Below are 26,599 nucleotides of genomic sequence, written 5' to 3'. Positions count from 1 at the left end.
CTGTTACAGCGCGCGCCGCAACACCACCCAAGACCCGACATCATTCCCCAACGCTTCCCGATGCAGCCATCAGCTGAACGTCACGGACCCGTCACGTCCGGACTCCGGGAACAAGGCAGGTAAATTCATGAAAGCTGTAGTCATCCTGGCCATGCTAGGCTTCTCCTCGCTCGCCCTCGCCGAGCAGGTGAACGCCGCCGACCAGGCGCCAAGCTCGGCCGTGGAGCAGTACACCTACGACATGAAACTGGACGTTGCCCAGGTCATCTCGACCACCGACGTATCCAACGAATGCGGCATCGTGCCGGCACGCATGACCTACGACGACTCCAACGGTCAGCGCCACACCGTCGAATACCAGGTGTGGGGCAACGGCTGCTCAGGCGGCTAAGCAAATTGCGCACTCCCGCCGCGGCCCACGCAGCCCCGGCGGGAATGCCAACCCTCTTTACGGCTGCAGGGCCGCCTTCGCGATGTTGCGACTGTGCGCGCCGAAGTGCCGGATCAATTGCAGAATCTGTTCATCCAACGCCTCGTCGTGGCGGAACGGCTCCGGTGAGTTCCCCGCGCTGAAATCCCCCGCCGGCGCCTTCTCGTTTTCCAGCCAATGGCCGATCGCCGCATCGAACGCCGCCGCATGGGCATGGGACTCGCTCGCCACCACCTCGCGCAGATACTGGGTCGAATACGGCGGATAAGTGCCATCCGCGCTGACATCCGCATAGGCAGCCAGCAACGGCGACGGCCCGCCCAGACGCAACGTCTCGCGCAGCCAGTCCACCTCGTAACGCTCCACCCCCGTATGCCGGTCCGCCACGCGCTGGATCGCCGCCTGCTTGTCGGCATCGAAGCCGGCCATGGACTTGCCCGCCGTCCACAGCATGCTGGTGGTGGTCTCGCCCGGCAGCGGCGTCGAGTGGTAGGGCTGGGTCATGTCCTGGATGTAATGCATCGCCCAGCCGAGGAAACGGTAGCCCCAGTACGGATGGCCCTTCTCGAAGGCGAAGCGCGCCAGGCCGTAGAACTGGTAGGCGCGCCACTCCGGCCAGTTGCGCTCCAGGTACGGCGCGCCGGCGAAGATAATGGCGTCCTCGTGGTAGAAGCCCATGTGGAACGGCGCCTGGGAACTGAACTCGTAACGCGGGTCACCGAACGGCTGGGGGCCGAAGCCGTAGCGCTGCCCCGCTTCGCCGGGGTTGTCGCTGAACAGGTTGATGTCGTGGCCGAAGTCCGGCTCATCGGCGGCGCTGGCCAGCACGTCCAGCGCAGGAATCTTTTCCCCCGCCTGCAGTTGCACGAAGCGCCACTGGTTCCAGCCCGACAGGTTGCGGAACACCAGCACGTCCGCCGGCTGCAGGGCCGCATGCTTCTGCAACAAATCGCTCGGCAGCTCACCACCGGGCGGCGGCTGCACGGCGGAGGCCAGCTTGATCTCGGGATTCAAGCGCAGCGCCATGAGGAAGGCCTTGCGCAGGTCATCGCGACCGTCTTCAGTCAGGCGCAGATCGTCCGGGCGCGGCGGGTACTGGCGGAAGTGCTCGCGGGCATAGGCCTCCTGCTCGTCCAGCAACTGCACCAGGCCAGCGCGCTGCTGGCTGACAAAGCTTTCCAGCGGCTCGACCTCGACTTCCGGCGCTTGGGCGACTGCGGGCAACTGTTTCAAGGCGATATAGCTGCCCAGTGTGTGATTGGACCAGGCCCAGAGGCTTTGCGGCAGGGCCAGCAGCCCCGCCAGCAGGCAGGTGGGCAGGCAGATGGAAAGTCGCTTCATCGGCTCTTCGCTCTTATTGGCAATGCAAATCGGAAAATTCCGACGCAGCCTATCAATCCGAAGCCACTCCGGCACTGTCGAAGCTTGCCAGCGCATGTCACCGATAACGCCATCGCTGACCATCATCAATGGCGCATGCCGCCTCAGCCACTACACTTGCCCGGCATGGAAAGGCACCGGTTGCGCGCGCGTGCCAGCCACTCGAAATAAGGGCTTCCCCATGCTGCAGTCCGTTTCACCCAAGCAAGACCTCCCCCTCAAGCCCGATCCAGCCGAACCCCGTAGCGGCGTCCTCGCCCCCTTCAGCATCGCCGCGTTCCGCATCATCTGGATCTGCAACCTGTTCGCCAACCTGGGCACCTGGGCGCAATCGGTCGCCGCCGCCTGGGTGGTCACCGAAGCCCATGCCAGCCCGTTGATGGTGGCGATGATCCAGGTCGCCTCGGCCTTGCCACTGGTGCTGCTGTCGATCATGTCCGGCGTGCTGGCCGACAACCACGACCGCCGCAAGATCATGCTGGTCGGCCTAACGGTGGAACTCTCCGGCGCCGCGCTGGTGACGGTGCTGGCGTTCATGGGCTACCTCGACCCGCTGATGCTGATCGTGTCGATCCTTTGGCTGTCGCTGGGCAGCTCGATCACCATCCCGGCCTGGCAGGCCGCGGTGAACGAGCAGGTGCCGCCGCGCATGCTCGGCGATGCGGTGCTGCTCAACAGCGTCAACTACAACGTCGCCCGTGCCGTCGGCCCGGCCATCGGCGGCCTGCTGCTGTCGGCCACCGGCGCATCCTGGGTATTCCTGTTCAACTGCATCTGCTACGCCGCGCTGATCTGGGCGATCTGGCAATGGCGCCGCGACGTGCCCAAACGCACCCTGCCGCCCGAGCACATCTTCGAAGGCGTGATCGCTGCGCTGCGCTTCACCCAGTACTCCAGCGTCACCCGCCTGGTGATGTTGCGTTCGGCGGTGTTCGGCCTCTCCGCCAGCGCCGTCTGGGCATTGCTGCCGCTGCTGGCGCACCGCAACCCGGACGGCAGCGCCTCGGTGTACGGCTACATGCTTGGCACCCTGGGACTGGGCGCCATCGTCGCCAGCACCATGGTGAGCAAGGCGCGGCAATGGCTGGGCAGCAGCCGGCTGATCAGCTTCGCTGCCGCCACGCTCGCGGTGGTCATGCTCATTCTCGGCTGGGTCGACAATCTCTGGGTGATCTTCCCCGCGCTGGTACTGGGCGGCGCCTGCTGGATCGCCGCTGTGGCCACCTATAACTCCGCCGTGCAGATCCTCGTGCCCGACTGGGTCAAGGCCCGTGCCTTGGCGCTGTACCAGACCGCGATCTATGGCGGCCTGGCAGCAGGCTCGTTCCTCTGGGGTCATTTCGCCGAAACCATGGGTGTGCAGGGCGCACTGATCGCCGCCGGCTGCCTGCTGCTGGTCTCGGTGGCGCTGCTCTACAACTCCCGGCTGCCGGAGCTCGATTCGACCAGCATTGCCCGCGCACCGGGCGGCGTGCCGGGACAGCCAACCTTCGTGTTCAACCCCGAGCGCGGCTCGGTGCTGGTGTCCATCGAGTACCGGATTCCCGCCGAGCGCACCCGTGACTTCGTCCGCTCCGCCAAACCCCTGCGCCGCCTGCGTCTGCGTAACGGCGCGGAACGCTGGGCGCTCTACCTCGACGTGAGCAACCCGGAAATCTGGCAGGAACTGTTCCTGGTGGACAACTGGATCGGTCACCTGCGCATGCTCGACCGCCTCACCCTGGAGGACAAGACCATCATCGACAACGTCACCAGTCTGCACGTGGGCGACGCTCCGCCGGTGATCCGCCACGGGGTGAGCTACGAGTCGGGTAGCTACGAAGCGCCGCCGGACACACTGGGCTAGCGGCGCACAAACAAAAACGCCTCCCGGTCAGGGGAGGCGTTCGGCGTGACGCGAATGACTTATTCCGCAGCCGGCTTCTTGCGCTTGAGCGGCGCCAGGCCGTCCTGGCTCACAATCTTGGACGGGCCGGTCTTGCGCTTGGCAGCGGGCTTCTTCTTCGCCGCCGCCTTGCCACCGGTCTTCTTCGCATCGTCCTTTTTCTTCTTGGTACCGGCGGCCTTGCCGGAAGCCTTGACCTTCTTCGGCCCCTTGTAAGTGGCCTTCAGCTCGTTGATGACACGTAGCTCAAAGCGCAGCTTGAGGTAGCGCTCGATGCTCGACATCAGGTTCCAATCGCCGTGGCCCACCAGCGAGATCGCCGCCCCGCCGGCGCCTGCGCGACCGGTACGACCGATGCGGTGCACGTACTCATCGCCGCGACGCGGGATGTCGAAGTTGATCACCAGGTCCAGGCCGTCGACGTCCAGGCCGCGTGCGGCCACGTCGGTGGCGACGAGGATCTTTACCGCGCCCTGCTTCAGGCGCTCGATGGCCAGCTTGCGATCCTTCTGGTCCTTCTCGCCATGCAGCACGAAGACCTTGTGGCCAGCGGCGATCAGGCGGCCGGTCAGGCGGTCGGCGGCAACGCGGGTGTTGGTGAAGACGATGGCCTTCTCGTAGGTCTCGTTGGTCAGCAGCCACTGCAGCAGCTGCTCCTTGTGGCCAACGTGGTCGGTCAGGATCACCTGCTGGCTGACGTCCTCGTTCAGCTCGCTGACGCGGTTGAGCTGCAGGACCTCAGGCTCTCGCAGGACCTTCTCGACCATCTCGTGCAGGCCGCTGCCGCTGGTGGCGGAGAACAGCAGGGTCTGGCGCTCGGTCGGGCACTGTGCGGCGAGCTTGAGCACGTCCTCGGAGAACCCCATGTCGAGCATGCGGTCGGCTTCGTCGAGGATCAGCACTTCAACGTCGCCCAGCGGCAAGTTGCCGGCGTTGAACTGCTCGTTCAGGCGACCCGGGGTGCCGATGATGATCTCCGGGTTCTTGCGCAGACGCGCACCCTGCACCTTGAAGTCCTCGCCGCCGGTGATCAGGCAGGCCTTGATGTAGGTGAACTGGGCGAAGCGCTCGACTTCCTTGAGGGTCTGCTGGGCCAGCTCGCGGGTCGGCAGCAGGATCAGCGCGCGGGCGCCGCTCTTGGGCTTCTCCTCGGTGAGCAGGCGATTGAGCAGCGGCAGCAGGAAGGCGGCGGTCTTGCCGCTGCCGGTCTGCGCCGTCACCCGCAGATCGCGTCCCTCCAGGGCCTTCGGAATGGCCGCGGCCTGGACCGGGGTCGGCTCGGTGAAGGACAACGAATCGAGCGCCTTGAGCAGGCGTTCGTGGAGGGCGAATTGGGAGAACAAGGCAGACCTCGATATCACGTAAAGACCAAATAGCTGCATAGCTTAATGTTTGCCGAGCCGGCGCGCTGGAATTATTGCCGACGGCCCCTGTGTGCGACCCGCCGCGTCAATAACCCGACAAACGTACCGGCGCCGGACCAAAGGCGATGCCATGCTCTGATGGGCCTGACAAAAAGGAGAATACAGGTGCCATCGACTCTCATTTATTACGTGGCGGCCAGCCTCGACGGCTACATCGCACGCCCCGACGGCAGCGTGGACTGGCTCGAAGGCTACGGCAGCGAAGCCGACGATCACGGCTACAACGCCTTCTATGCCAGCATCGACGGGCTCCTGATGGGCCGCGCCACCTACCTGTTCTGCTTGAAGCAGGACCAATGGCCCTACCAGGAAAAACCCGCGCTGGTCATGACCCGCTCCAACCATCTGCCCAAGGCCGCGCCGCAGGTGGAACTGGAGCACTACACACCAGTGGACGCGCTCGCCTCACTGGAGGCGCGCGGCTGCGAGCGCATCTGGCTGGTGGGCGGCGGCAGTCTGGCGGGCAATTTCCTCGCCGCAGGCTTGCTCGACGAGGTGATCGTCAGCATCATTCCGCACCTGCTCGGCGCCGGCATTCCCCTGTTCAGCATCGGCCTCGAGCAACGCCTGCAGCTGCTGGAGCAGCGCAGCTTCCCCAGCGGCATCGTGCAGATGCGCTACCAGGTTCTGAAGGAAACGCCCTCGCCATGACCGCCACCATTCGTATCGCCGCCGCTTGCCTGCTAGATGAAGCCGGACGCCTGCTGCTAGTGCGAAAGCGTGGCACCCAGGCCTTCATGCTGCCCGGCGGCAAGCACGAACCCGGCGAGACATCGGTCCAGGCCCTACTGCGCGAACTGGGCGAAGAACTCGACCTGCACCTGCCGATCTCTGCGCTGACGCCGCTCGGCCATTTCCAGGCCGAGGCCGCCAATGAGCCGGACGTGCGCGTCGACGCGCAGGTCTATGTCGCCGCCCTGCCCCACACCGTCCAGCCCGCCGCCGAGCTGGAAGAGCTCGCCTGGCTGGACCCAACCGGCGATTACCCGCACAACCTCGCCCCACTGCTGCGCGAACAGGTGCTTCCCGCTCTGCTTGCCCATCTGGGCTGATTCGTTCAGCTCAAACACCTGCACTTCGTCGGGTTTTTCCTTAAGAAGCCTTAAGCGACTGGCTTCTGGCTAGTACCCCGTCAGTTTTCTGCCGCCAGGCGGAAAGCCCCGTTTTATAGGGCTTCCGGCTATAAGGTCAGGCCGTGACTGATGCGTCGGAGCACATGTCACGCAGCGCCCTGCAAGTCACAAGGGAAAAGTCAGAATCGACAGACGGTACGAACTGTCATGAAAAGTCGTTCAGAATGCGTGGAATTTTTGAGCGGACCAAAGGAAACCACGCCGACAACAATGGCGATCCAGCGGAGTCTGGGCGATATCAACCAGCAAGAAGACATGCCGAATGCGAAGTACCCTTTTGACATGCCTTTCCATAGGCTTGGCGACCTTTTTGGTCGCTACCGAGGCTACCGCCTCCTACAAGATCACTCGAACCTATCAACCCGCCCCGGTTGATCTCCGCGTCCCGGTCCAGGGCAGCGCCCTGCTGACCTTCAACGCCAAACCCGTCAAGCAGACCAAGAGCGAGGCGCACCAGGTTACCCAGCGTGCCTACAGCATGATCGGTACGCCTTACCGCTGGGGCGGCACTTCGCCCAAGCGCGGCTTCGATTGCAGCGGCCTGGTGAACTACGTGTTCCAGAACGTAGACGAAGTCGACCTGCCGCGTACCGCCCAGCAGATGTTCAGCATGCGTGGCAACTCGAAAGTGGCACGCGACGACCTGCAGCCCGGCGACCTGGTGTTCTTCCGTATCCACAACCGCCGCAATGTCGACCACGTCGGCATCTACGTCGGCGACAACCAGTTCGTCCACGCGCCACGCCGCGGCCAGAAGGTCCGCGTCTCCGACCTCAGCGGCGACTACTGGAAGAAGCACTACACCGCTGCCCGCCGCATCCTGCCGGAAACCCTGGCCAAGGCTGACGTCGGCGGTCGCTTCGACTGATGCCGAGCGCTCTCCCCTTGCGGGAGAGCGCTGGCTCCTCGCCTCTATCCCTTCGCTTACAGGCCGCGACGCGCCTGTCGGCGCAGCAGTCGCGCGCTATCCCAACCGGTCAGCAGCACGGCGATCCAGATCGGCCCGTAGGTCCAGATCTGCGCCGGGTTGAACGCCTCGCCCAGGAACAGCACGGCGATGGCGAACAGCAGCACCGGCTCGACGTAACTCAGAATCCCGAACAGCCCCATGGGCAGCAGCCGGCTGGCGGCCATCATTGCGCCGAACGCCAGCGCGCTGATGAGTCCCAGCAGCGGCAGCAGAGCCCACAGGCGCGGCACCTCCTCCAGCACCTGGCCGCTATCGGTTATCCACAGGGTCGCCAGGGCGAACGGCAGCAGCACGATCATCTCGAAGACGAAGCCCGACAGCGAATCCACCGCCATCTTGCGGCGCAGCATGAAGTACGGCGGATAGCCCAGTGCCGTGATCAGGGTGAACCAGGAAAATGCGCGGGTCAGCCAAAGCTCGTGCAGCACGCCCGCCAGTGCGAAGGCAACGGCGATGGCCTGCAGCGTGGTCAGGCGCTCGCCGTAGAACACCCGGCCGCACAGCACCATGGTCAGCGGCAGCAGGAAGTAGCCCAGCGACAGCTCCAACGTGCGCCCGACCATAGGCGCCCAGATGAACACGCCCCACTGGATCAGCATCATCGCCGCCGTCAGCGGGAAGCACGCCAGCAGCCACGGCTCGCGCAGCAGGCGCCGGCCCGCGTCGCGCAGCACGCCGCCCTGGCGGGTGAACAGCACCAGCAGCAGAACCATGGGAATCGACCAGACCACTCGGTGAGCAATCACCTGGATGCTGGTCAGCGGCTCCAGCGAGTGGATGTAACCCGGCAGGGTCACGAACAGCACGGAAGACGCCAGGGACAGCGCTACACCACGTCCGGAGATGTTCATGCGAAACGCTCCTTCTGGCGGCGCAGGCCGAAGCGGTTGACACCCAGCGACGCGACGATCACCGCACCACCCAACGCCAGGCGCGGCAGGTCGGCGGCCTCGTTCCAGATCAGCAGGTTGATCAGCAGGCCCACTGGTACGTGCAGGTTGTTCATCACTGCCAGGGTGCCGGCATCCACCATCGTGCCGCCCTTGTTCCACCAGAACTGTCCCAACGCGGTGGCCAGCAGGCCCATCCACACCAGCACACCCCACTGCAGGTCGGTGGTTGGCAGCTTCTGCGGATTGCCGAACAGCAGCCAGCCCGGCAGCGCGATCAACAGCGCGCCGACGAAGAAGTAGCCGAAGCGACGGTACTGCGGGATATCCGAGGGATAACGCTGCACCAGGTGCTTGTAGAACACCTGCCCCGCTGCGAAGGTCGCGTTGGCCAGCTGCAGCAGCAGGAAGCCCTGGATGTAGTCGCCGCTGACGCCGTCATAACGAATGATCCCGGCGCCCAGCACCGCAACGGCGGCAGCCAGCAGCGCCCAGGCGTTGAAGCGGCGGTTCAGCGCGTCATCGATGAGTGCCACGTGCAGCGGCGTCAGCACGGTGAACAGCAGCACTTCCGGCACCGTCAGCACGCGGAAGCTCTGGTAGAGACAGACATAGGTAATGCCGAACTGCAGCGCGCCCGCCAGCATCACGCCGGCGATGAAGCGCGGCTCCACGCCGCGCCAGCGAGTCAGCGGCAGGAACACCAGGCCGGCCAGCACCACACGGGTCAGCACGGCGAAATAGCTGTCGACCTGCCCGGCGAGGTACTCGCCGATCAGGCTGAAGGAGAACGCCCAGAGGACGGTGACGAAAAGCAGGTAAGGCATGGAAAAGGCGACCGGAACGGGGCAGGCAACATAGCGTCAGTCTCAGCGTAGGAAAAGCGCTGCGCGCCCGCGCCCTGTGAAAGGCAGAAACGAAAAAGGGCGACCGAAGTCGCCCTTTTCCTTGGATGGTGAATCAGGGATTAGCCCTGGTTCTCCATCTGAGCACGGATCAGATCACCGATGGTGGTCGGACCAGTGTTTTCTACGTCTTGCTTGGTGCGCAGTTCTTTCATCGCATCTTTCTCGTCATCAACGTCCTTGGACTTGATGGAGAGGGAGATGACGCGGCTCTTACGGTCGATGCTGATGATCTTGGCTTCGACTTCTTCGCCTTCTTTCAGAACGTTGCGAGCGTCTTCAACGCGGTCACGGCTGATTTCGGAGGCTTTCAGAACGCCTTCGATTTCGCCGCCCAGGCTGATGACAGCGCCTTTGGCGTCAACTTCCTTCACGGTGCCGCGAACGATGGTGCCTTTCTCGTTGAGCGAGGCGTAGTTGGAGAACGGATCGTCTTCCAGCTGCTTGATGCCCAGGGAGATGCGCTCGCGCTCCGGATCAACGGAGAGGATGACGGTTTCCAGCTCGTCGCCCTTCTTGAAGCGGCGAACGGCTTCTTCGCCAACTTCGTTCCAGGAGATGTCGGACAGGTGAACCAGACCGTCGATGCCGCCTTCCAGGCCGATGAAGATACCGAAATCGGTGATCGACTTGATGGTGCCGGAGATCTTGTCGCCCTTGTTGAAGCGGCCAGAGAAGTCTTCCCACGGGTTGGACTTGCACTGCTTGATGCCCAGGGAGATACGACGACGCTCTTCGTCGATGTCCAGAACCTGAACTTCCACTTCGTCGCCAACCTGAACGACTTTCGACGGGTGGATGTTCTTGTTGGTCCAGTCCATTTCGGAGACGTGTACCAGGCCTTCCACGCCCTCTTCCAGCTCGGCGAAGCAGCCGTAGTCGGTGAGGTTGGTGACGCGCGCGGTAACGCGGGTGCCTTCCGGGTAACGGGCTTTGATGGCAACCCATGGGTCTTCGCCCAGTTGCTTCAGGCCCAGGGATACGCGGTTGCGCTCGCGGTCGAACTTCAGAACCTTGACATCGATCTCGTCGCCAACGTTGACGATTTCCGACGGATGCTTGATACGCTTCCAGGCCATGTCGGTGATGTGCAGCAGACCATCGACGCCGCCCAGGTCAACGAACGCACCGTAGTCGGTGAGGTTCTTGACGATACCTTTGACCTGCTGGCCTTCCTGCAGCGATTCCAGCAGAGCTTCGCGCTCGGCGCTGTTTTCGGCTTCCAGGACGCTGCGACGGGAAACGACAACGTTGTTGCGCTTCTGGTCCAGCTTGATGACCTTGAACTCGAGCTCTTTGCCTTCCAGGTGAGTGGTGTCACGCACCGGACGCACGTCGACCAGCGAACCCGGCAGGAACGCGCGGATGCCGTTGACGTCAACGGTGAAGCCACCCTTGACCTTGCCGTTGATGACGCCTTTGACCACTTCGTCGGCAGAGAAAGCAGCTTCCAGAACGATCCAGCTCTCGGCACGCTTGGCTTTTTCGCGGGACAGCTTGGTTTCACCAAAGCCATCTTCTACCGCGTCAAGCGCAACGTGGACTTCGTCACCCACATTGATGGTCAGCTCGCCCTGTTCGTTGTAGAACTGCTCGACCGGGATGACGCCCTCGGATTTCAGACCGGCATGGACGGTGACCCAGTCACCATCGATGTCGACCACGATGCCGGTGATGATTGCACCCGGCTGCATGTCGAGGGATTTCAGACTTTCTTCAAAGAGTTCTGCGAAGCTTTCGCTCATGTCTATACCTGTAGTCAAAGGCTTGTAAGCCCGATTCCGCGCCACCAGCAGACACGGTCAAGTGATGAAAAAGAAGCCAGCGGGATCGAGACTGGTATCCCGCCGGCCCCCTGTTGCACCCGCCGAAACGGATGCTCCACATTCAGATTTTAAGGGAAGGTTTCGCTCAATATGGACGAAACCCTCCCGATACAAGGTCTGGAATGGTAGCAACGGATCCCGATTGCGTCAATCGATGACCCTGGTTTCCACCGATCTTCGCCACTCCAGCCTCAATCTTCCATTTTCGCCCAGGCTGGCAAGTTGGGAGAACCGCCCGTCAGATCCCTCCTACGAGTATCCTTATCCGAAAAGAAAAACCCCCGGAATGGCCGGGGATTTTCGTTTCCCGATTCGACTAGTCCGCCAGCCCCAAGCGCGAAACCTCGGCGAGGATGTTATCCACTACTTCGTCGATGCTCATCGAGGTGGAGTCCACCAGGATGGCACCTTCGGCAGGCTTCAGCGGAGCGACGGCACGCTGGCTGTCGCGCTCGTCGCGGGCGCTGATTTCCTCGGCCAGTTGCGCCTGGTCGCTGTCGATGCCCTTGCCCTTGAGTTGCAGGTAGCGGCGACGGGCGCGCTCCTCGGCGGAAGCGGTGAGGAATATCTTCAGCGGAGCGCTGGGGAAGACCACCGTGCCCATGTCGCGACCATCGGCCACCAGGCCCGGCGCTTCGAGGAAGGCACGCTGACGCTGCAGCAGCGCATCGCGGACCGCCGGCAGTGCGGCAACCTGCGAGGCGCCCGCGCCTACCTGCTCTGTACGGATCACGTCAGTGACATCCTCGCCTTCGAGGATGATGTGCTGGCCCTGCCCGCCCTTGGCGTGGGTGAACTGCACGTCCAGATGCGCGGCGAGGACCTTGAGGGCTTCCTCGTTGGTCAGGTCGATGCCGTGGTTACCGGCGGCGAACGCCAGCAGGCGATAGAGCGCGCCGGAGTCCAGCAGGTTCCAGCCCAGGCGCTTGGCCAGCAGGCCGGCGACGGTGCCCTTGCCCGAGCCGCTGGGGCCGTCGATGGCGAGGACCGGCCATTCGCCGTTCATCAGTTCTTCTCCTCGGCAACACGGATGCCCGCGCCGGACGCCAGCCCGAGGAAGTTCGGGAAGGAGGTCGCGACGTTGGCACAGTCGTGGATGCGGATCGGCGCGCCGGCACGCAGGGAGGCCACGCTGAAGGACATGGCGATGCGATGGTCGCCGTGGCTCCAGACTTCGCCGCCGCCGTAGCTGCCGCCGTCGATGATGATGCCGTCCGGGGTCGGCTCGCACTTCACGCCCAGGGCCAGCAGGCCGTCGGCCATGACCTGGATGCGGTCGGATTCCTTCACCCGCAGCTCTTCCGCGCCGCGCAGGACGGTGCGGCCTTCCGCGTTGGCGGCGGCGACGAAGAGTACCGGGAACTCGTCGATGGCCAGCGGCACGAGATCTTCGGGAATATCGATGCCTTTGAGCTTGGCCGAACGCACGCGGATGTCGGCAACCGGCTCGCCGCCCACTTCACGCTGGTTTTCCAGGGTGATGTCGGCACCCATGAGCTTGAGGATGTCGATGACGCCGGTGCGGGTCGGGTTGATGCCGACGTGCTCCAGGGTCAGGTCGGAACCTTCGGCGATGCTCGCGGCGACCAGGAAGAAGGCCGCCGAGGAAATATCGGCCGGCACTTCGATTGAGGTGGCGCTGAGCTTGTGGCCGGACTCGACGCGGGCGGTGGCGCCTTCGACGTCGACCGGGTAGCCGAAGCCGCGCAGCATACGCTCGGTGTGATCGCGGGTCGGAGCCGGCTCGGTGGTGGAGGTTTCTCCAGCGGCATACAGGCCGGCGAGCAGCAGGCAGGACTTCACCTGGGCGCTGGCCATCGGCATGTCGTAGTGCATGCCGGTGAGCTTCTGGCCACCACGGATGGTCAGCGGCGGACGACCTTCGGGGCCGGTCTCGATCACCGCACCCATCTCGCGCAGCGGCTTGGCGACGCGGTTCATCGGACGCTTGGACAGCGAGGCGTCACCGGTCAGGGTGGTGTCGAACGGCTGGGCGGCCAGCAGGCCGCTGAGTAGGCGCATGGAGGTGCCGGAGTTGCCCAGGTAGATCGGGCCGGGCGGGGTCTTCAGGCCGTGCAGGCCAACGCCGTGAACGGTCACGCGGCCGTGGTGCGGGCCTTCGATGACCACGCCCATGTCGCGGAACGCCTGGATGGTGGCGAGGGCATCTTCACCCTCGAGGAAGCCTTGCACCTCGGTCGTGCCTTCGGCGAGGGAGCCGAGCATGATCGAGCGGTGGGAAATGGACTTGTCACCCGGTACGCGAACACGTCCGGAAAGGCGGCCACCCGGCTGGGCCAGGAAAATCAGGTCATTGTTGTGCATGGCGTCCACATAGGCCCGACGGGCCAGGATTTTGCTGAAATGCTCGCGGGCAACACGGGCGCGGGTAAAGACGCCCATCAGTTGTTGCCCGTCCCCTTTGTCGACGGCCTCGCGCAGATCATCGAGGTCGTCACGGAATACGTCGAGGATGCGCAGCACCGCCTCGCGGTTGGCGAGGAAGATGTCGTGCCACATCACCGGGTCGCTGCCGGCAATCCGCGTGAAGTCGCGGAAGCCGCCAGCGGCGTAGCGGAAGATTTCCAGATTCTCGCTGCGTTTGGCCAGCGAGTCGACCAGCGTGAAGGCCAGCAGGTGCGGCAGGTGGCTGGTGGCAGCGAGGACTTCGTCGTGGTGCTCGACGGCCATCTGCTCGACATCCGCACCCAGCTCGCGCCAGAGGCTCTCGACGCACTGGATCGCGTCCGCGTCGGCATTATCCAGCGGCGTGAGGATGACTTTATGACGGCGGAACAATTTGGCGTTGGCCGCTTCCACGCCGCTCTGCTCGGAGCCGGCGATGGGATGGCCGGGCACGAAGCGCGCCGGCATGCCGCCGAATACCGCTTTCGCGGCGCGCACCACGTTGCCCTTGGCGCTGCCCACATCGGTGAGGATCGCGTTACCGATGTCGAGGGTGGCGAGTTCGCCGAGAACCTTCTCCATGGCCAGGATCGGCACGGCGAGCTGGATCACATCGGCCTCGCGGCAACCGGCGGCAAGGCTTTCCTCGCAGCGGTCTACCACGCCCAGCTCCACCGCCAGGCGACGGGTCTGCGGGTCACGGTCGACGCCGACTACTTCCTCGAACAGGCCCTTTTCGCGGATGCCCTTGGCGAAGGAGCCGCCGATCAGGCCCAGCCCCACCACCACCAGTCGGCGCAGCTTGTGCGGCTGGACATCAGGCACGGGCAAGCACCTTGGCGAGCGCTTGGAGGAAACGGGCGTTCTCGGCCGGCAGGCCAATGGAGATGCGCAGGTGCTGCGGCATGCCGTAGCCGCCCACAGGACGGACGATTACGCCTTCGGCGAGCAGGGCCTGGTAGATCGGCCCTGCATCACGCTTGAGGTCGACGGCGATAAAGTTGCCCTTGGAAGGAATCCATTGCAGGTCCAAGGCACGCAGGCCGCTTTCCACCTGGGTCATGCCTTCATCGTTGATGCGCTTGCCTTCAGCCAGATACTGCGCGTCATCCAGCGCGGCGCAGGCGGCGGCCAGGGCCAGGCTGTTGACGTTGAACGGCTGGCGCACGCGGTTGAGCACGTCGGCGACCTGCGCCGAGGAGATCGCGTAGCCGACCCGCAGCGAAGCCAGGCCATAGGCCTTGGAGAAGGTGCGCGAAACCAGCAGGTTCGGGTAGCGGGTCAGGTACTTCAGGCCGTCCGGCAGTTCTTCGCCTTCGGCGTACTCGATGTAGGCCTCGTCGAGCACCACCAGCACATTCTGCGGCACCTGCGAGAGGAAGCGCTCCAGCGCGTCCGGACCGAACCAGGTGCCGGTGGGGTTGTTCGGGTTGGCGATGAAGACCACGCGGGTGTTGGCGTCGATGGCCGCCAGCATGGCTTCCAGGTCATGGCCCCAGTCTTTCGCTGGCACGACCTTGCCCTGAGCGCCAACCGCCTGGGTGGAGATCGGGTAAACGGCGAAGGCGTATTGGCTGAACACGGCGTTCAAGCCGGGGGCTAGGTAGGCGCGGGCCACCAGGTCGAGAATGTCGTTGGAACCGTTGCCCAGGGTGACCTGCGTGGTCTCGACGCCGCAACGGGCGGCCAGTCGACTCTTCAGCTCAAAGCCGTTGCCGTCAGGGTAGCGGGTCAGTTCGGCCAGTTCGGCACGAATGGCGTCGAGGACCTTCGGGCTCGGGCCCAGCGGGTTCTCGTTGCTGGCCAGCTTGACGATGCCGGCGGGGTCGAGCTTCAGCTCGCGGGCCAGTTCATCGACCGGCTTGCCGGGCACGTAGGGGGAAAGTTTCTGCACGCCTGGCTGGGCGAGGGCAAGGAAATCACACGACATCGCTAAAAGCCTCAAGCTATGGGCCGCAAGCCATCAACCTTCTACCGACGTGTCGGCAGCTTGCGGCCCTGGCTTGCGGCTGTCGGTTCAGAGAACCGCTTTGGGGTACGAACCCAGCACCTTCAGGGCAACGGCTTCGCTGTTGATCTTTTCCAGGACATCCTTGATCAGCGGGTCCTTGTGGTGGCCCACGAAGTCGATGAAGAACACGTAGGTCCACTTGCCGCTGCGCGACGGGCGGGTCTCGATGCGGGTCAGGTCGATGCCGTTGTTGTGGAACGGCACCAGCAGCTCGTGCAGAGCGCCCGGCTTGTTGCGCATGGAGACGATGATGGAAGTCTTGTCATCGCCGGTGGGCGGCACTTCCTGGTTGCCGATCATGAGGAAGCGCGTGGAGTTGTCCGGGCGGTCCTCGATCTTCTCGTGCAGCTTGTCCAGGCCGTACAGGTTGGCGGCCATATCGCCGGCAATCGCCGCGCTGTTCCACTCGCTCTTCACCCGCTTGGCGGCGTCGGCGTTGCTGGAGACCGCCACGCGCTCGACGTTCGGGTAGTGCGCATCCAGCCACTTGCGGCACTGGGCCAGGGACTGGGCGTGGGAGTAGATACGGGTGATGTTGCTGGTCTTGGTGTTCTCGCCTACCAACAGGTGGTGGTGGATGCGCAGTTCCACCTCACCGCAGATCACCATGTCGTGCTCGAGGAAGCTGTCGAGGGTGTGGTTGACCGCGCCCTCGGTGGAGTTTTCCACCGGCACCACGCCGAAGTTCACCGCACCGGCAGCGACTTCGCGGAACACTTCGTCAATAGCCGCCATCGGCGTGCTGATCACCGCATGGCCGAAGTGCTTGAGCGCCGCGGCCTGGGTGAAGGTGCCTTCCGGGCCGAGGTAGGCCACTTTCAGCGGCTGTTCCAGGGCCAGGCAGGAGGACATGATCTCGCGGAACAGACGAGCGACTTCCTCGTTGTCCAGCGGGCCCTTGTTCAGCTCCATGATGTGCTTGAGCACCCACGCCTCGCGCTCGGGCCGGTAGAACACCGGCTTCTCGCCTTCGGGCAGGGCAGCCATCTTCACGCGCGCCACGTCGGTGGCGCAGCGGGCGCGTTCGCTGATCAGCTCGAGGATCTTCTCGTCGAGGCTGTCGATGCGTACGCGCAAAGCCTTGAGCTGGTCAGCGTCGCTCATCAGCCATGCTCCTTCTCGAACTCGGCCATGTAGCCAACCAAGGCTTCGATGGCATCCAGGCCCAGGGCGTTATAGATGGAGGCACGCATGCCGCCCACCGAACGATGGCCCTTCAGGTTGAGCAGGCCGCGCGCGTCGGCACCTTCGAGGAAGGCCTTGTCGAGCTTCTCGTCGGCCAGGCGGAACGGCACGTTCATCCAGGAGCGGGCGCTGGGCTGGATCGGGTTGGTGTAGAAGTCGCTGTTGTCGATGAAGCCGTACAGCATGTCCTTCTTGGCGCGGTTGCGCTGCTCCATGGCGTCGACGCCGCCCTGCTCCTTCAGCCACTGGAAGACCAGGCCGGAGAGGTACCAGGAGTAGGTCGCGGGGGTGTTGTACATGGAGCCGTTATCAGCGGCGACCTTGTAGTTGAGCATGGTCGGGCAGATGCTGCGGGCGCGGCCCAGCAGGTCTTCGCGAACGATAACAACGACCAGGCCGGAAGGGCCGATGTTCTTCTGCGCGCCAGCGTAGATCAAGCCGAACTTCGACACGTCGGTCGGGCGGGAGAGGATGTCCGAGGACATGTCCACCACCAGCGGGACGTCACCGACTTGCGGAATCCAGTCGAATTCCAGGCCGCCGATGGTCTCGTTGGACGCGTAGTGCAGGTAAGCGGCGTCCGTGGACAGGTTCCACTCGTTCTGCCCGGGGATGGCGAAGTAGTCGTACTTGGATGCGCTGGCAACCACGTTGACGTTGCCGTAGCGGCGAGCCTCTTCGATGGCCTTCTTCGACCAGATACCGGTTTCCACGTAGTCCGCCACGCCATCTTCGGGCAGCAGGTTCAGCGGGATCTCGGCGAACTGCTGGCTGGCGCCGCCCTGCAGGAACAGCACCTTATAGTTCGACGGCACGCCCATCAGGTCGCGCAGGTCCTGCTCGGCCTTCTCGGCGATGGCCACGTAATCGTCGCTACGGTGGCTCATTTCCATGACCGACAGGCCCTTGCCCTGCCAATCCAGCAACTCGGCGCGGGCGCGCTCCAGCACCTCGGTGGGAAGCGCCGCGGGACCGGCGCAGAAGTTAAAGGCTCGCTTGCTCACATCCACTCTCGCTATCAGTCTTCGCTGGCCTGCGGGGCTTCTTCAGCCGCAGCTTCGCCTGCTTCTGGGTTTTCTTCCGACACTTCGCCCTCGACGATTTCACCATCGATGACGTCGTCTTCGCCTTCCACCACGGTCGGCTCCTGCACCCGCTCCAGGCCCACGACGGTTTCGTCGGCGGCGAGCTTGATGAGGATAACGCCTTGGGTGTTACGGCCAGCGCCGCGGACTTCGTCGACACGGGTACGCACCAGGGTTCCCTGGTCGGAAATCAGCATGATCTCCTCACCATCCAGCACCTGCACGGCGCCCACCAGGTTGCCGTTACGCTCGTTGATCACCATGGCGATCACGCCCTGGCCACCACGACCGCGACGCGGGTAGTCGGCCAGCGGGGTGCGCTTGCCGTAGCCACGCTCGGAGGCGCTGAGGATCTGCGCTTCGCGGCACTCGGGGATCAGCATGGAGATGATGCGCTGGCCTTCGGCCAGGCGCATGCCGCGCACGCCACGGGCGTTACGGCCCATGATGCGCACCTTGCTTTCCTTGAAGCGGATCACCTTGCCGGCGTCGGAGAACATCATCACGTCCTTCGAACCGTCGGTGATGGCGGCGGCGATCAGCGAGTCGCCCTCTTCCAGTTTCAGGGCGATCAGGCCGTTGGAACGTGGCTTGGTGAACTGGATCAGCGGGGTCTTCTTGACGGTGCCTTTCATGGTGGCCATGAAGATGTACGCGCCGGTCGGCTCGTCCTGGCTGAAGTCGGCGTCGTCGCCCTCTTCGGCCTCTTCGGCTTCCACCACTTCGGCGACCTGCTCGGCAACCACGTCGTCGTCATCGTTGTCGTCGCCGGCGAACTGGGCGCGCACGGCTTCCAGGTCGATCTGCAGCATCGCGGTGATGCGCTCGCCCTCGTCCAGCGGCAGCAGGTTCACCAGCGGACGGCCACGGGCGGTACGCGAGGCTTCCGGGATCTCGAAGGTGCGCAGCCAGTAGACCTTGCCCTTGCTGGAGAACAGCAGCAGGGTGGCGTGGCTGTTGGCGACCAGCAGGTGCTCGATGTAGTCCTCGTCCTTCACGCCACTGGCGGACTTGCCCTTGCCACCGCGACGCTGGGCCTCGTAGGCGGCCAGCGGCTGGGACTTGGCGTAGCCGCCGTGGGAGATGGTCACCACGCGCTCTTCTTCGGTGATCAGGTCGGCGATGGTCAGGTCCATCTGCGAGGCGACGATCTCGGTGCGGCGGGCGTCGCCGAACTCAGCCTTGACCTTCTCCAGTTCCTCGCGGATGACTTCCATCAGGCGCTCGGGGCTGGTCAGGATGCGGATCAGCTCGCCGATCAGGGTGAGGATTTCCTGGTACTCGGACAGGAGCTTCTCGTGCTCCAGGCCGGTCAGGCGGTGCAGGCGCAGTTCCAGGATGGCCTGGGCCTGTTCCGGTGACAGGAAGTACTTGCCGTCACGCAGGCCGTACTGCGGGTCCAGGTCTTCCGGACGGCAGGCATCGGCGCCAGCGCGCTCGACCATCGCTTCCACGGCGCTGGATTCCCAGCCGGTGGCGATCAGACGCTCCTTGGCCTCGGCCGGGGTCGGCGAGGTCTTGATCAGCTCGATTACCGGGTCGATGTTCGACAGGGCGACGGCCTGGCCTTCGAGGATATGGCCGCGCTCGCGAGCCTTGCGCAGCTCGTAGACGGTCCGGCGGGTCACCACTTCACGGCGGTGACGAATGAACACCTCGAGCATGTCCTTGAGGTTCATCGTGCGCGGCTGGCCGTCAACCAGGGCCACCACGTTGATGCCGAAGACGCTCTGCAGCTGGGTCTGGGCGTAGAGGTTGTTCAGCACGACCTCGCCCACTTCGCCGCGACGCAGCTCGATGACCACGCGCATGCCGTCCTTGTCGGACTCGTCGCGCAGCTCGGTGATGCCTTCGATCTTCTTCTCTTTCACCAGCTCGGCGATCTTCTCGATCAGACGGGCCTTGTTCAGCTGGTAGGGCAGCTCGGTGATGATGATCTGCTGGCGGTTGCCGCCCTTCTCCATGTCCTCGATGGTGGCGCGGGCACGGATATAGACGCGACCACGACCGGTGCGATAGGCCTCGATGATGCCCGCACGGCCGTTGATGATGCCCGCGGTCGGGAAGTCCGGGCCGGGGATGTACTGCATCAGGTCATCGATGGACAGCTCGGGGTTGTCCATCAGCGCCAGACAGCCGTCGATCACCTCGGTGAGGTTGTGCGGCGGAATGTTGGTCGCCATGCCCACGGCGATACCGCTCGAGCCGTTGACCAGCAGGTTCGGGATCTTAGTCGGCATGACCGCCGGGATCTGCTCGGTGCCGTCGTAGTTGGGCACCCAGTCGACGGTTTCCTTGTCCAGGTCCGCCAGCAGCTCATGGGCGAGCTTGGACATGCGCACTTCGGTGTATCGCATGGCTGCAGCGTTGTCGCCGTCCACCGAACCGAAGTTGCCCTGGCCGTCGACCAGCATGTAGCGCAGCGAGAACGGCTGGGCCATGCGGACGATGGTGTCGTACACCGCAGTGTCGCCGTGCGGGTGGTACTTACCGATCACGTCGCCGACCACACGGGCGGACTTCTTGTAGGGCTTGTTCCAGTCGTTGCCCAGTTCGCTCATGGCGTACAGGACGCGGCGATGCACGGGCTTCAAGCCGTCGCGCGCATCGGGCAGGGCACGACCGACGATCACGCTCATGGCGTAATCGAGGTAGGACTGTCGGAGTTCGTCTTCGATGTTGACCGGGAGGATTTCTTTGGCCAGTTCGCCCATGAGAAGCCTGGTTCCTTTTTCAAATGTGACTCCACCAGGCCCGTCCTGAGCCCGGCGGAGCGCGGCGCGCCATCAAAGCGCCACCGACTCTCTACAAATCAACGACTTGGCCGTTGATCCGCGATGCTGTGGGGGGCGAAAAAATGCCCCATCAAGAACCGTCGGAGCTTACCACAAGCCCGGGTCAAACCCTACCCTCGGCCAAGCCCCTCGATGAATTGCCGCAGACCCCGTCAGTGCAGGCGCTTGCGGCTCATCAGCTGGGCCATGCGCTCGGTGTCCGGACGTTCGACGACGCCGCGCTCGGTCACGATGGCATCGATCAGGTCGGCCGGGGTCACATCGAATACCGGATTGAAGGCTTCGACGTCAGCAGCGACACGTTTGCCGCCAATTTCCAGGAGTTCGCGACCGTCGCGCTCCTCGATCGGGATGTCCTCGCCGCTTTCCAGGCCCATGTCGATGGTCGAACTGGGCGCCACCACCATGAAGCGAACGCCGTGGTGCATGGCGGTGACCGCCAGTTGGTAGGTGCCGATCTTGTTGGCGACGTCGCCGTTGGCGGTGATGCGGTCGGCGCCGACGATGACCCAGGTGATGCTTTCGGTCTTCATCAGGTGCGCGGCGGCCGAGTCCACGTTCAGGGTGACCGGCACGCCCTCGTTGGCCAGCTCCCAGGCAGTCAGGCGAGCGCCCTGCAGCCAGGGGCGGGTCTCGTCGGCGTAGACTCGCTCGATCAGCCCTTCCAGGTGCGCCGCGCGCAGCACGCCCAGTGCGGTGCCGAAGCCACCGGTGGCCAGGGCGCCGGTATTGCAGTGGGTGAGGATCTTCTGCGGGCCGCCATGGTGCTTGCGGATCAGGTCCACGCCCAACTGGGCCATGGTCAGGTTCGCCTCGCGGTCGCTTTCATGGATGGCTACGGCCTCGGCTTCCAGCAGCGGCATCGGGTCTTCGCCCGGCTTCAGGCGCTCAAGACGGTCGCGCATGCGATTCAGCGCCCAGAACAGGTTGACCGCAGTCGGACGCGACTCGGCCAGCACGGTGAAGTCTTCTTCCAGCGCCGCGCGCCAGTCACCACCAGCGGCCACACGGGCACGCAGCCCCAGCACCAGGCCATAGGCGGCGGCGATGCCAATGGCCGGCGCGCCGCGCACGACCATCTGGCGAATGGCGTCGGCTACGCCTTCGGCGGTCTCGTACGACAGCCAGGTTTCCTCCAGCGGCAACAGACGCTGATCCAGCAGACGGAGTGTGCCCTTGCGCCAATCAATGGCCGTGACCCGTTCGGCCGCCAACAGTCGCTCACGCATGGAACACCTCTTCATTTCAATGGAATCGCGGGCCGCTCCGGCACCACGGGAATCACCCCGGAAACACCGGGAAACGGCCGAGTATACCGAGCCTGAAGCCCCGCTGCTCGGCTATACTCGGCGCCTTTATCCACGCGCCCAGGATGCGCTTCATGCCGACCGAAAAAGTCCCGCTCGACCTGCTGCTCTTCCCCACCTGGATCGTCCCCGTGGAGCCCGCCGGCGTCGTCCTGCGCGACCACGGTCTGGGCATCCGCGACGGCCGCATCGCCCTGCTCGCCCCGCGCGCCGAAGCACTGCGCCATCCGGCCACGGAAACCCGCGAGCTGCCGGGCATGCTGCTCTCCCCCGGGCTGATCAATGCCCACGGCCACGCGGCGATGAGCCTGTTCCGCGGCCTGGCGGACGACCTGGCACTGATGACCTGGCTGCAGGAACACATCTGGCCGGCGGAAGCCAAATGGGTCAGCGAGGACTTCGTCCGTGACGGCACCGAATTGGCCATCGCAGAACAGCTCAAGGGCGGCATCACCTGCTTCTCGGACATGTACTTCTTCCCGCAGGTCGCCTGCGAGGTGGTGCACAAGGCCGGCGTGCGCGCGCAAATCAGCGTGCCGGTGCTGGACTTCCCGGTGCCCGGCGCCCGTGACGCCGACGACGCGATCCGCCAGGGGCTGGCGCTGCGCGACGACCTCAAGCACCACCCGCGCATCAAGGTCGCCTTCGGCCCGCACGCGCCCTACACGGTCAGCGACGACAAGCTGGAAAACATCCTGATGCTCGCCGAGGAGCTGGACGCCGGCATCCACATGCACGTCCACGAAACCGCCTTCGAGGTCCAGCAGGCGCTGGAAAAGGACGGCGAGCGCCCGCTGGCCCGCCTGCACCGCCTCGGCCTGCTCGGCCCGCGCTTCCAGGCCGTGCACATGACCCAGGTGAACGACGAAGACCTGGCCATGCTGGTGGAAACCAACAGCTCGGTGGTGCACTGCCCGGAATCCAACCTCAAGCTGGCCAGCGGCTTCTGCCCGGTGGAGCGGCTATGGCAGGCCGGCGTCAACGTCGCCATCGGCACCGACGGCGCCGCCAGCAACAATGACCTCGACCTGCTCGGCGAAACCCGCACCGCCGCGCTGCTGGCCAAGGCAGTGGCTGGCCAGGCCACAGCACTGGACGCCCACCGCGCCCTGCGCATGGCCACCCTGAATGGCGCCCGCGCGCTGGGCATGGAGCAGGAGACCGGCAGCCTGGAACTGGGCAAGTCCGCCGACATCATCGCCTTCGATCTCTCCAGGCTGGCCCAGCAGCCGGTGTACGAACCGGTCTCGCAGGTCATTTATGCCAGCGGCCGCGACTGCGTGCGCCACGTGTGGGTCGGCGGTAAACAACTGCTGGACAACGGCGAACTCACCCGCCTGGACGAAGAGCGCCTGATCGCCGTCGCTGGCGAGTGGGGCCGCAAGATCGCTGGCGCCTGAGCTTTCTGTCGCAGCGGCGGCTCGGGCCGGCGCTGCGACAATCTGTCATGCCGCGCCCCATCCATTGAACGAAGCTGGCATCATAGTCAGCCTTCGTTTCCAGCTTTTTGATCAATAGGGACACCATGAGCAACGTCGACCACGCCGAGATCGCCAAATTCGAGGCCCTCGCCCACCGCTGGTGGGACCGCGAAAGCGAGTTCAAGCCCCTGCACGACATCAATCCGCTGCGGGTCAACTGGATCGACGAGCGCGTCAGCCTCGCCGGCAAGAAGGTACTCGACGTCGGCTGCGGCGGCGGCATCCTCAGCGAAGCCATGGCCCAGCGCGGCGCCACCGTCACCGGTATCGACATGGGCGAAGCGCCCCTGGCGGTCGCCCAGCTGCACCAGCTGGAATCCGGCGTGCCGGTGGAATACCGCCGCATCACCGCCGAAGACCTGGCCGAAGAGATGCCCGAGCAGTTCGACGTGGTGACCTGCCTGGAGATGCTCGAACACGTGCCGGCCCCGGCCTCGGTCATCCGCGCCTGTTACAAGATGGTCAAGCCCGGCGGCCAGGTGTTCTTCTCCACCATCAACCGCAACCCGAAGGCCTACCTGTTCGCCATCGTCGGTGCGGAGTACGTGATGCGCCTGCTGCCGCGCGGCACCCACGACTTCAAGAAGTTCATCCGCCCCTCCGAGCTGGGCGCCTGGTCCCGTGACGCGGGCCTGGCGGTCAAGGACATCATCGGTCTGACCTACAACCCGCTGACCAAGCACTATAAGCTGGCCAACGACGTTGACGTCAACTACATGATCCAGACCCTGCGCGAGGAGTGAGTCGCATGCTCAGAGCGGTTCTCTTCGACATGGACGGCACCCTGCTGGACACCGCGCCGGACTTCATCGCCGTGTGCCAGGCGATGCTCGCCGCCCATGGCCGCGCGCCGATCGATGACCAGCGCATCCAGGACGTGGTCTCCGGCGGCGCCCGCGCCATGGTTGCAGCAACCTTCGACATGGACCCGGAAGCCCCCGGCTTCGAGACCCTGCGCCAGGAGTTCCTCGACCGCTACCAGGAGCACTGCGCCGTCTTCACCCGTCCGTACGACGGCATGGCCGAACTGCTGGAGAGCATCGAGCAGTCGCGCCTGATCTGGGGCGTGGTGACCAACAAGCCGGTGCGCTTCGCCGCGCCGATCATGGAACAGCTGGGCCTGGCCAAGCGCTCGGCCGTGCTGGTCTGCCCGGACCACGTGAAGAACAGCAAGCCGGACCCGGAAATGCTCCTGCTGGCCTGCAGCCAGCTGAAGGTCGACCCGTCCGAAGTGCTGTTCATCGGTGACGACCTGCGCGACATCGAGTCGGGCCGTGCCGCCGGGACCAAGACCGCAGCGGTGCGCTACGGCTATATCCACCCGGACGACAACCCCGCGCACTGGGGCGCCGACGTCATCGTCGATGCCCCCCGCGACCTGCTCACCGTCCTGGACCGCGCCCTCTGCTCCTGCTGAGCCGAATTCCCGGGAGCCCGTCGCGCTGACGGGCTCCGCCAAGGAGAAACCATGTTCGACTATTCCGCCCGCCCCGACCTGCTCAAGGGCCGCGTGGTCCTGGTGACCGGCGCCGGCCGCGGTATCGGCCGGGCCGCCTCGCTCGCCTTCGCCGCCCACGGCGCCACTGTGCTGCTGCTGGGCAAGACCGAGGACTACCTCAACGAGGTCTATGACCTGATCCTCGCCGCCGGCCATCCGGAACCGGTGGTGATCCCGCTGAACCTGGAAACCACCCTGCCGCACCAGTACGACGAGCTGGCGGCGATGATCGAGAAGGAGTTCGGCAAGCTCGACGGCCTGCTGCACAATGCCTCGATCCTCGGCCTGCGCTCGCCCATCGAGCAGATTTCCACCGACAACTTCACCCGCGTCATGCAGGTGAACGTCAACGCCATGTTCAGCCTCACCCACACCCTGCTGCCGCTGCTCAAGCTCTCCGAGGACGCCTCGGTGGTCTTCACCTCCAGCAGCGTCGGCCGCAAGGGCCGTGCGTACTGGGGCGCCTACGCGGTGTCGAAGTTCGCTACCGAAGGCCTGATGCAGGTGCTGGCGGACGAGTGCGAGGACATCTCCAGCGTGCGCGCCAACAGCGTCAACCCCGGCGCCACCCGGACCGCCATGCGCGCCCACGCCTATCCGGGCGAGAATGCCTACAACAACCCGGCGCCCGAAGAGATCATGCCGGTCTATCTGTATCTCATGGGCCCGGACAGCAAAGGCGTGAACGGCCAGGCCTTCAACGCCCAGGACTGATTCCGCCCCTGAAGATTCGGCACTGACGTACCAGCGGCGTCGGCCTGCAGCCCAGCAACCACGCCGCTTTCCGCCAATTTTCCGGCTCCACCTCGCGCAACACTCCGGCAAAGTGCCACTATTTCGCCAGACTTCTGGCGAAACCTTCCTCCCCCGGGAACCCTGACCACCATCGGTCGGTCAATACGGCGACTTTTCAGGCCTTTCCGCGCCCTGGCACGGAAATCGCTCTGTCCTTCGCAAACGCCGTAAAAATGGTCACCGCCATGGTTCCTCCCAAGCAGTCCAACACCATCGATTTCGATGCTGCCAAGCTCCAGCGCGCAGCCAGCCAGGACACCCGCACCCTCTCGCGGCGTCCGCTGGACCTGCTGGAATTGCGCCAGCAGCTGAACCTGCAATTGCAGGTGAGCCTGGAGGCCGAGCGCATCCTGGCGGTGTTCTTCCGCGAGATCCAGCAGATGCTGCCGGTGGAGTACATGGCCTACGCCCATGCCGGAGCCGACCTGCGCCTGGAGTTCGGCGAAGCGGCCCGACACAACGCCGACTACCGCCTGACCCACGCCAGCGAATACCTGGGCGAGATCAGCTTCCGCCGCGCCCGACGCTTCTCCGAGGCCGAGCTGTCGCAGCTGGAATCGCTGATGGCCTGCCTGCTCTACCCCCTGCGCAACGCCCTGCTCTACCGCGCCGCCGTGCAGTCGGCACTACGCGATGCGCTGACCGGCACCGGCAACCGCATCGCCATGGACCAGACCCTGGGCCGCGAGGTCGAGGTAGCCCGGCGGCACCTGCTGCCGCTGTCTATCCTCATGCTCGACCTGGACCACTTCAAGCAGATCAACGACGAGCACGGCCACAGCGTCGGCGACGACGCCTTGCGCGCCGTGGCCACGGCGCTGAAGAACAGCCTGCGCAACGTCGACATGGTGTTCCGCTTCGGCGGCGAGGAGTTCCTCGTGCTGCTCTCCAACACCCCCGGCGTCTCCGCCGTGCAGGTGGGCGAACGGCTTCGCACTGCCGTGGAGGAGCTGAACCTGGCCGCCGACGGCAAGCGCTTGCCGCTGTCCATCAGCCTGGGCTGCGCGACACTCAATGGCGGCGAATCGGTGGACGATCTCCTGCGCCGGGCAGACAACGCCCTCTACGAGGCCAAGCGCGACGGTCGCAACCGGCTGGCCTGCGCCAGCTGACGCCTGCCTCGCTCCTACGAAGAGCCCATCCGGGTAATTCGCAGGCAATAAAAAAGGGCTCCGAGGAGCCCTTCTTCATTT

The 26,599-nt window shown here is 64.7% G+C and carries 22 protein-coding genes; 10 read left to right on the top strand and 12 right to left on the bottom strand.

Translation table 11 applies throughout. The annotated features are described in order from the left end of the window. Window positions 1-127 precede the first annotated feature (127 nt). Window positions 128-391: a DUF2790 domain-containing protein gene (locus tag IB274_RS10715; protein ID WP_192431910.1), complete on the top strand. Its 264-nt coding sequence runs from the start codon at window positions 128-130 to the stop codon at window positions 389-391. A gap of 57 nt (window positions 392-448) precedes the next feature. Here IB274_RS10715 and IB274_RS10710 read toward each other — a convergent pair whose 3' ends face one another. After that, the gene (locus IB274_RS10710) at window positions 449-1,771 is read right to left on the bottom strand and encodes a phospholipase (RefSeq protein ID WP_192431909.1); all 1,323 of its coding nucleotides are present in this window, start codon (window positions 1,769-1,771) and stop codon (window positions 449-451) included. Between the two features lie 220 nt (window positions 1,772-1,991). On the opposite strand from IB274_RS10710, the gene IB274_RS10705 reads away from it, so the two are divergent. Beyond that, window positions 1,992-3,656 carry an MFS transporter gene (locus tag IB274_RS10705; protein WP_192431908.1) on the top strand — a complete coding sequence of 555 codons (1,665 nt, stop codon included), beginning with the start codon at window positions 1,992-1,994 and terminating at the stop codon, window positions 3,654-3,656. Window positions 3,657-3,715: 59 nt separating this feature from the next. Here the strand turns inward: IB274_RS10705 and IB274_RS10700 are convergent, their stop codons facing one another. Next, window positions 3,716-5,053 carry a DEAD/DEAH box helicase gene (locus IB274_RS10700; RefSeq protein ID WP_192432143.1) on the bottom strand — a complete coding sequence of 446 codons (1,338 nt, stop codon included), beginning with the start codon at window positions 5,051-5,053 and terminating at the stop codon, window positions 3,716-3,718. A 171-nt stretch (window positions 5,054-5,224) separates the two neighbouring features. On the opposite strand from IB274_RS10700, the gene IB274_RS10695 reads away from it, so the two are divergent. The 3 genes from IB274_RS10695 (at window position 5,225) to IB274_RS10685 (ending at window position 7,120) form a co-directional block, all read left to right on the top strand. Beyond that, on the top strand, window positions 5,225-5,770 hold the full coding sequence (locus tag IB274_RS10695) for a dihydrofolate reductase family protein (protein ID WP_192431907.1): 546 nt from the start codon (window positions 5,225-5,227) through the stop codon (window positions 5,768-5,770). After that, complete coding sequence (locus IB274_RS10690; RefSeq protein ID WP_192431906.1) at window positions 5,767-6,171, top strand: NUDIX hydrolase; 405 nt, start codon at window positions 5,767-5,769, stop codon at window positions 6,169-6,171. Before IB274_RS10695 ends, IB274_RS10690 begins: the two co-directional genes overlap by 4 nt. Window positions 6,172-6,514: 343 nt before the next feature. Then, window positions 6,515-7,120 carry a C40 family peptidase gene (locus IB274_RS10685; protein WP_138215142.1) on the top strand — a complete coding sequence of 202 codons (606 nt, stop codon included), beginning with the start codon at window positions 6,515-6,517 and terminating at the stop codon, window positions 7,118-7,120. A 56-nt stretch (window positions 7,121-7,176) separates the two neighbouring features. Here the strand turns inward: IB274_RS10685 and rarD are convergent, their stop codons facing one another. The 10 genes from rarD to mtnA form a co-directional block, all read right to left on the bottom strand. Next, window positions 7,177-8,073, bottom strand: coding sequence for an EamA family transporter RarD (rarD, locus tag IB274_RS10680; RefSeq protein ID WP_192431905.1), 897 nt, complete (start codon window positions 8,071-8,073; stop codon window positions 7,177-7,179). Next, window positions 8,070-8,939, bottom strand: coding sequence for a carboxylate/amino acid/amine transporter (locus IB274_RS10675; RefSeq protein ID WP_138215144.1), 870 nt, complete (start codon window positions 8,937-8,939; stop codon window positions 8,070-8,072). Before IB274_RS10675 ends, rarD begins: the two co-directional genes overlap by 4 nt. Window positions 8,940-9,079: 140 nt before the next feature. After that, window positions 9,080-10,762 (bottom strand): 30S ribosomal protein S1, encoded by a 1,683-nt coding sequence (gene rpsA / locus IB274_RS10670; RefSeq protein WP_017517968.1) that lies wholly within the window; start codon window positions 10,760-10,762, stop codon window positions 9,080-9,082. A 397-nt stretch (window positions 10,763-11,159) separates the two neighbouring features. Further along, entirely contained in the window at window positions 11,160-11,849 is a 690-nt protein-coding gene (cmk, locus tag IB274_RS10665) for a (d)CMP kinase (RefSeq protein WP_192431904.1), read from the bottom strand. Continuing rightward, window positions 11,849-14,074, bottom strand: coding sequence for a bifunctional prephenate dehydrogenase/3-phosphoshikimate 1-carboxyvinyltransferase (locus tag IB274_RS10660; RefSeq protein WP_192431903.1), 2,226 nt, complete (start codon window positions 14,072-14,074; stop codon window positions 11,849-11,851). Before IB274_RS10660 ends, cmk begins: the two co-directional genes overlap by 1 nt. Continuing rightward, a complete protein-coding gene (gene hisC, locus IB274_RS10655) occupies window positions 14,067-15,179 on the bottom strand; it encodes a histidinol-phosphate transaminase (protein ID WP_192431902.1) in 1,113 nt (370 codons plus the stop codon). Before hisC ends, IB274_RS10660 begins: the two co-directional genes overlap by 8 nt. 87 nt (window positions 15,180-15,266) lie before the next feature. After that, window positions 15,267-16,364 carry a prephenate dehydratase gene (gene pheA, locus IB274_RS10650; RefSeq protein ID WP_192431901.1) on the bottom strand — a complete coding sequence of 366 codons (1,098 nt, stop codon included), beginning with the start codon at window positions 16,362-16,364 and terminating at the stop codon, window positions 15,267-15,269. Continuing rightward, a complete protein-coding gene (gene serC, locus IB274_RS10645; protein WP_192431900.1) occupies window positions 16,364-17,449 on the bottom strand; it encodes a 3-phosphoserine/phosphohydroxythreonine transaminase in 1,086 nt (361 codons plus the stop codon). Before serC ends, pheA begins: the two co-directional genes overlap by 1 nt. A gap of 14 nt (window positions 17,450-17,463) precedes the next feature. Continuing rightward, window positions 17,464-20,244, bottom strand: a complete 2,781-nt coding sequence (gene gyrA / locus IB274_RS10640) for a DNA gyrase subunit A (protein ID WP_192431899.1) — start codon at window positions 20,242-20,244, stop codon at window positions 17,464-17,466. Between the two features lie 233 nt (window positions 20,245-20,477). Then, the gene (gene mtnA, locus IB274_RS10635) at window positions 20,478-21,554 is read right to left on the bottom strand and encodes an S-methyl-5-thioribose-1-phosphate isomerase (RefSeq protein ID WP_192431898.1); all 1,077 of its coding nucleotides are present in this window, start codon (window positions 21,552-21,554) and stop codon (window positions 20,478-20,480) included. A gap of 152 nt (window positions 21,555-21,706) precedes the next feature. Here mtnA and IB274_RS10630 point away from each other — a divergent pair, with 152 nt between their 5' ends. The 5 genes from IB274_RS10630 to IB274_RS10610 all read left to right on the top strand — a co-directional run bounded on the left by IB274_RS10630 (window position 21,707) and on the right by IB274_RS10610 (window position 26,518). Further along, window positions 21,707-23,032 carry a TRZ/ATZ family hydrolase gene (locus IB274_RS10630; protein WP_192431897.1) on the top strand — a complete coding sequence of 442 codons (1,326 nt, stop codon included), beginning with the start codon at window positions 21,707-21,709 and terminating at the stop codon, window positions 23,030-23,032. A 125-nt stretch (window positions 23,033-23,157) separates the two neighbouring features. Further along, window positions 23,158-23,856: a bifunctional 2-polyprenyl-6-hydroxyphenol methylase/3-demethylubiquinol 3-O-methyltransferase UbiG gene (ubiG, locus tag IB274_RS10625; protein WP_192431896.1), complete on the top strand. Its 699-nt coding sequence runs from the start codon at window positions 23,158-23,160 to the stop codon at window positions 23,854-23,856. Continuing rightward, window positions 23,853-24,530, top strand: coding sequence for an N-acetylmuramic acid 6-phosphate phosphatase MupP (gene mupP / locus IB274_RS10620; RefSeq protein ID WP_192431895.1), 678 nt, complete (start codon window positions 23,853-23,855; stop codon window positions 24,528-24,530). The genes ubiG and mupP overlap by 4 nt, the downstream gene beginning before the upstream one ends. A 51-nt stretch (window positions 24,531-24,581) precedes the next feature. Beyond that, a complete protein-coding gene (locus IB274_RS10615; RefSeq protein WP_192431894.1) occupies window positions 24,582-25,325 on the top strand; it encodes a YciK family oxidoreductase in 744 nt (247 codons plus the stop codon). A gap of 266 nt (window positions 25,326-25,591) precedes the next feature. Continuing rightward, window positions 25,592-26,518 (top strand): GGDEF domain-containing protein, encoded by a 927-nt coding sequence (locus tag IB274_RS10610; RefSeq protein WP_192431893.1) that lies wholly within the window; start codon window positions 25,592-25,594, stop codon window positions 26,516-26,518. The last annotated feature ends 81 nt before the right edge of the window (window positions 26,519-26,599 follow it).

This window comes from Pseudomonas sp. PDM18 (assembly GCF_014852585.1).
Lineage (GTDB): Bacteria > Pseudomonadota > Gammaproteobacteria > Pseudomonadales > Pseudomonadaceae > Pseudomonas.
This window is presented reverse-complemented; position numbering and strand designations above follow the sequence as displayed.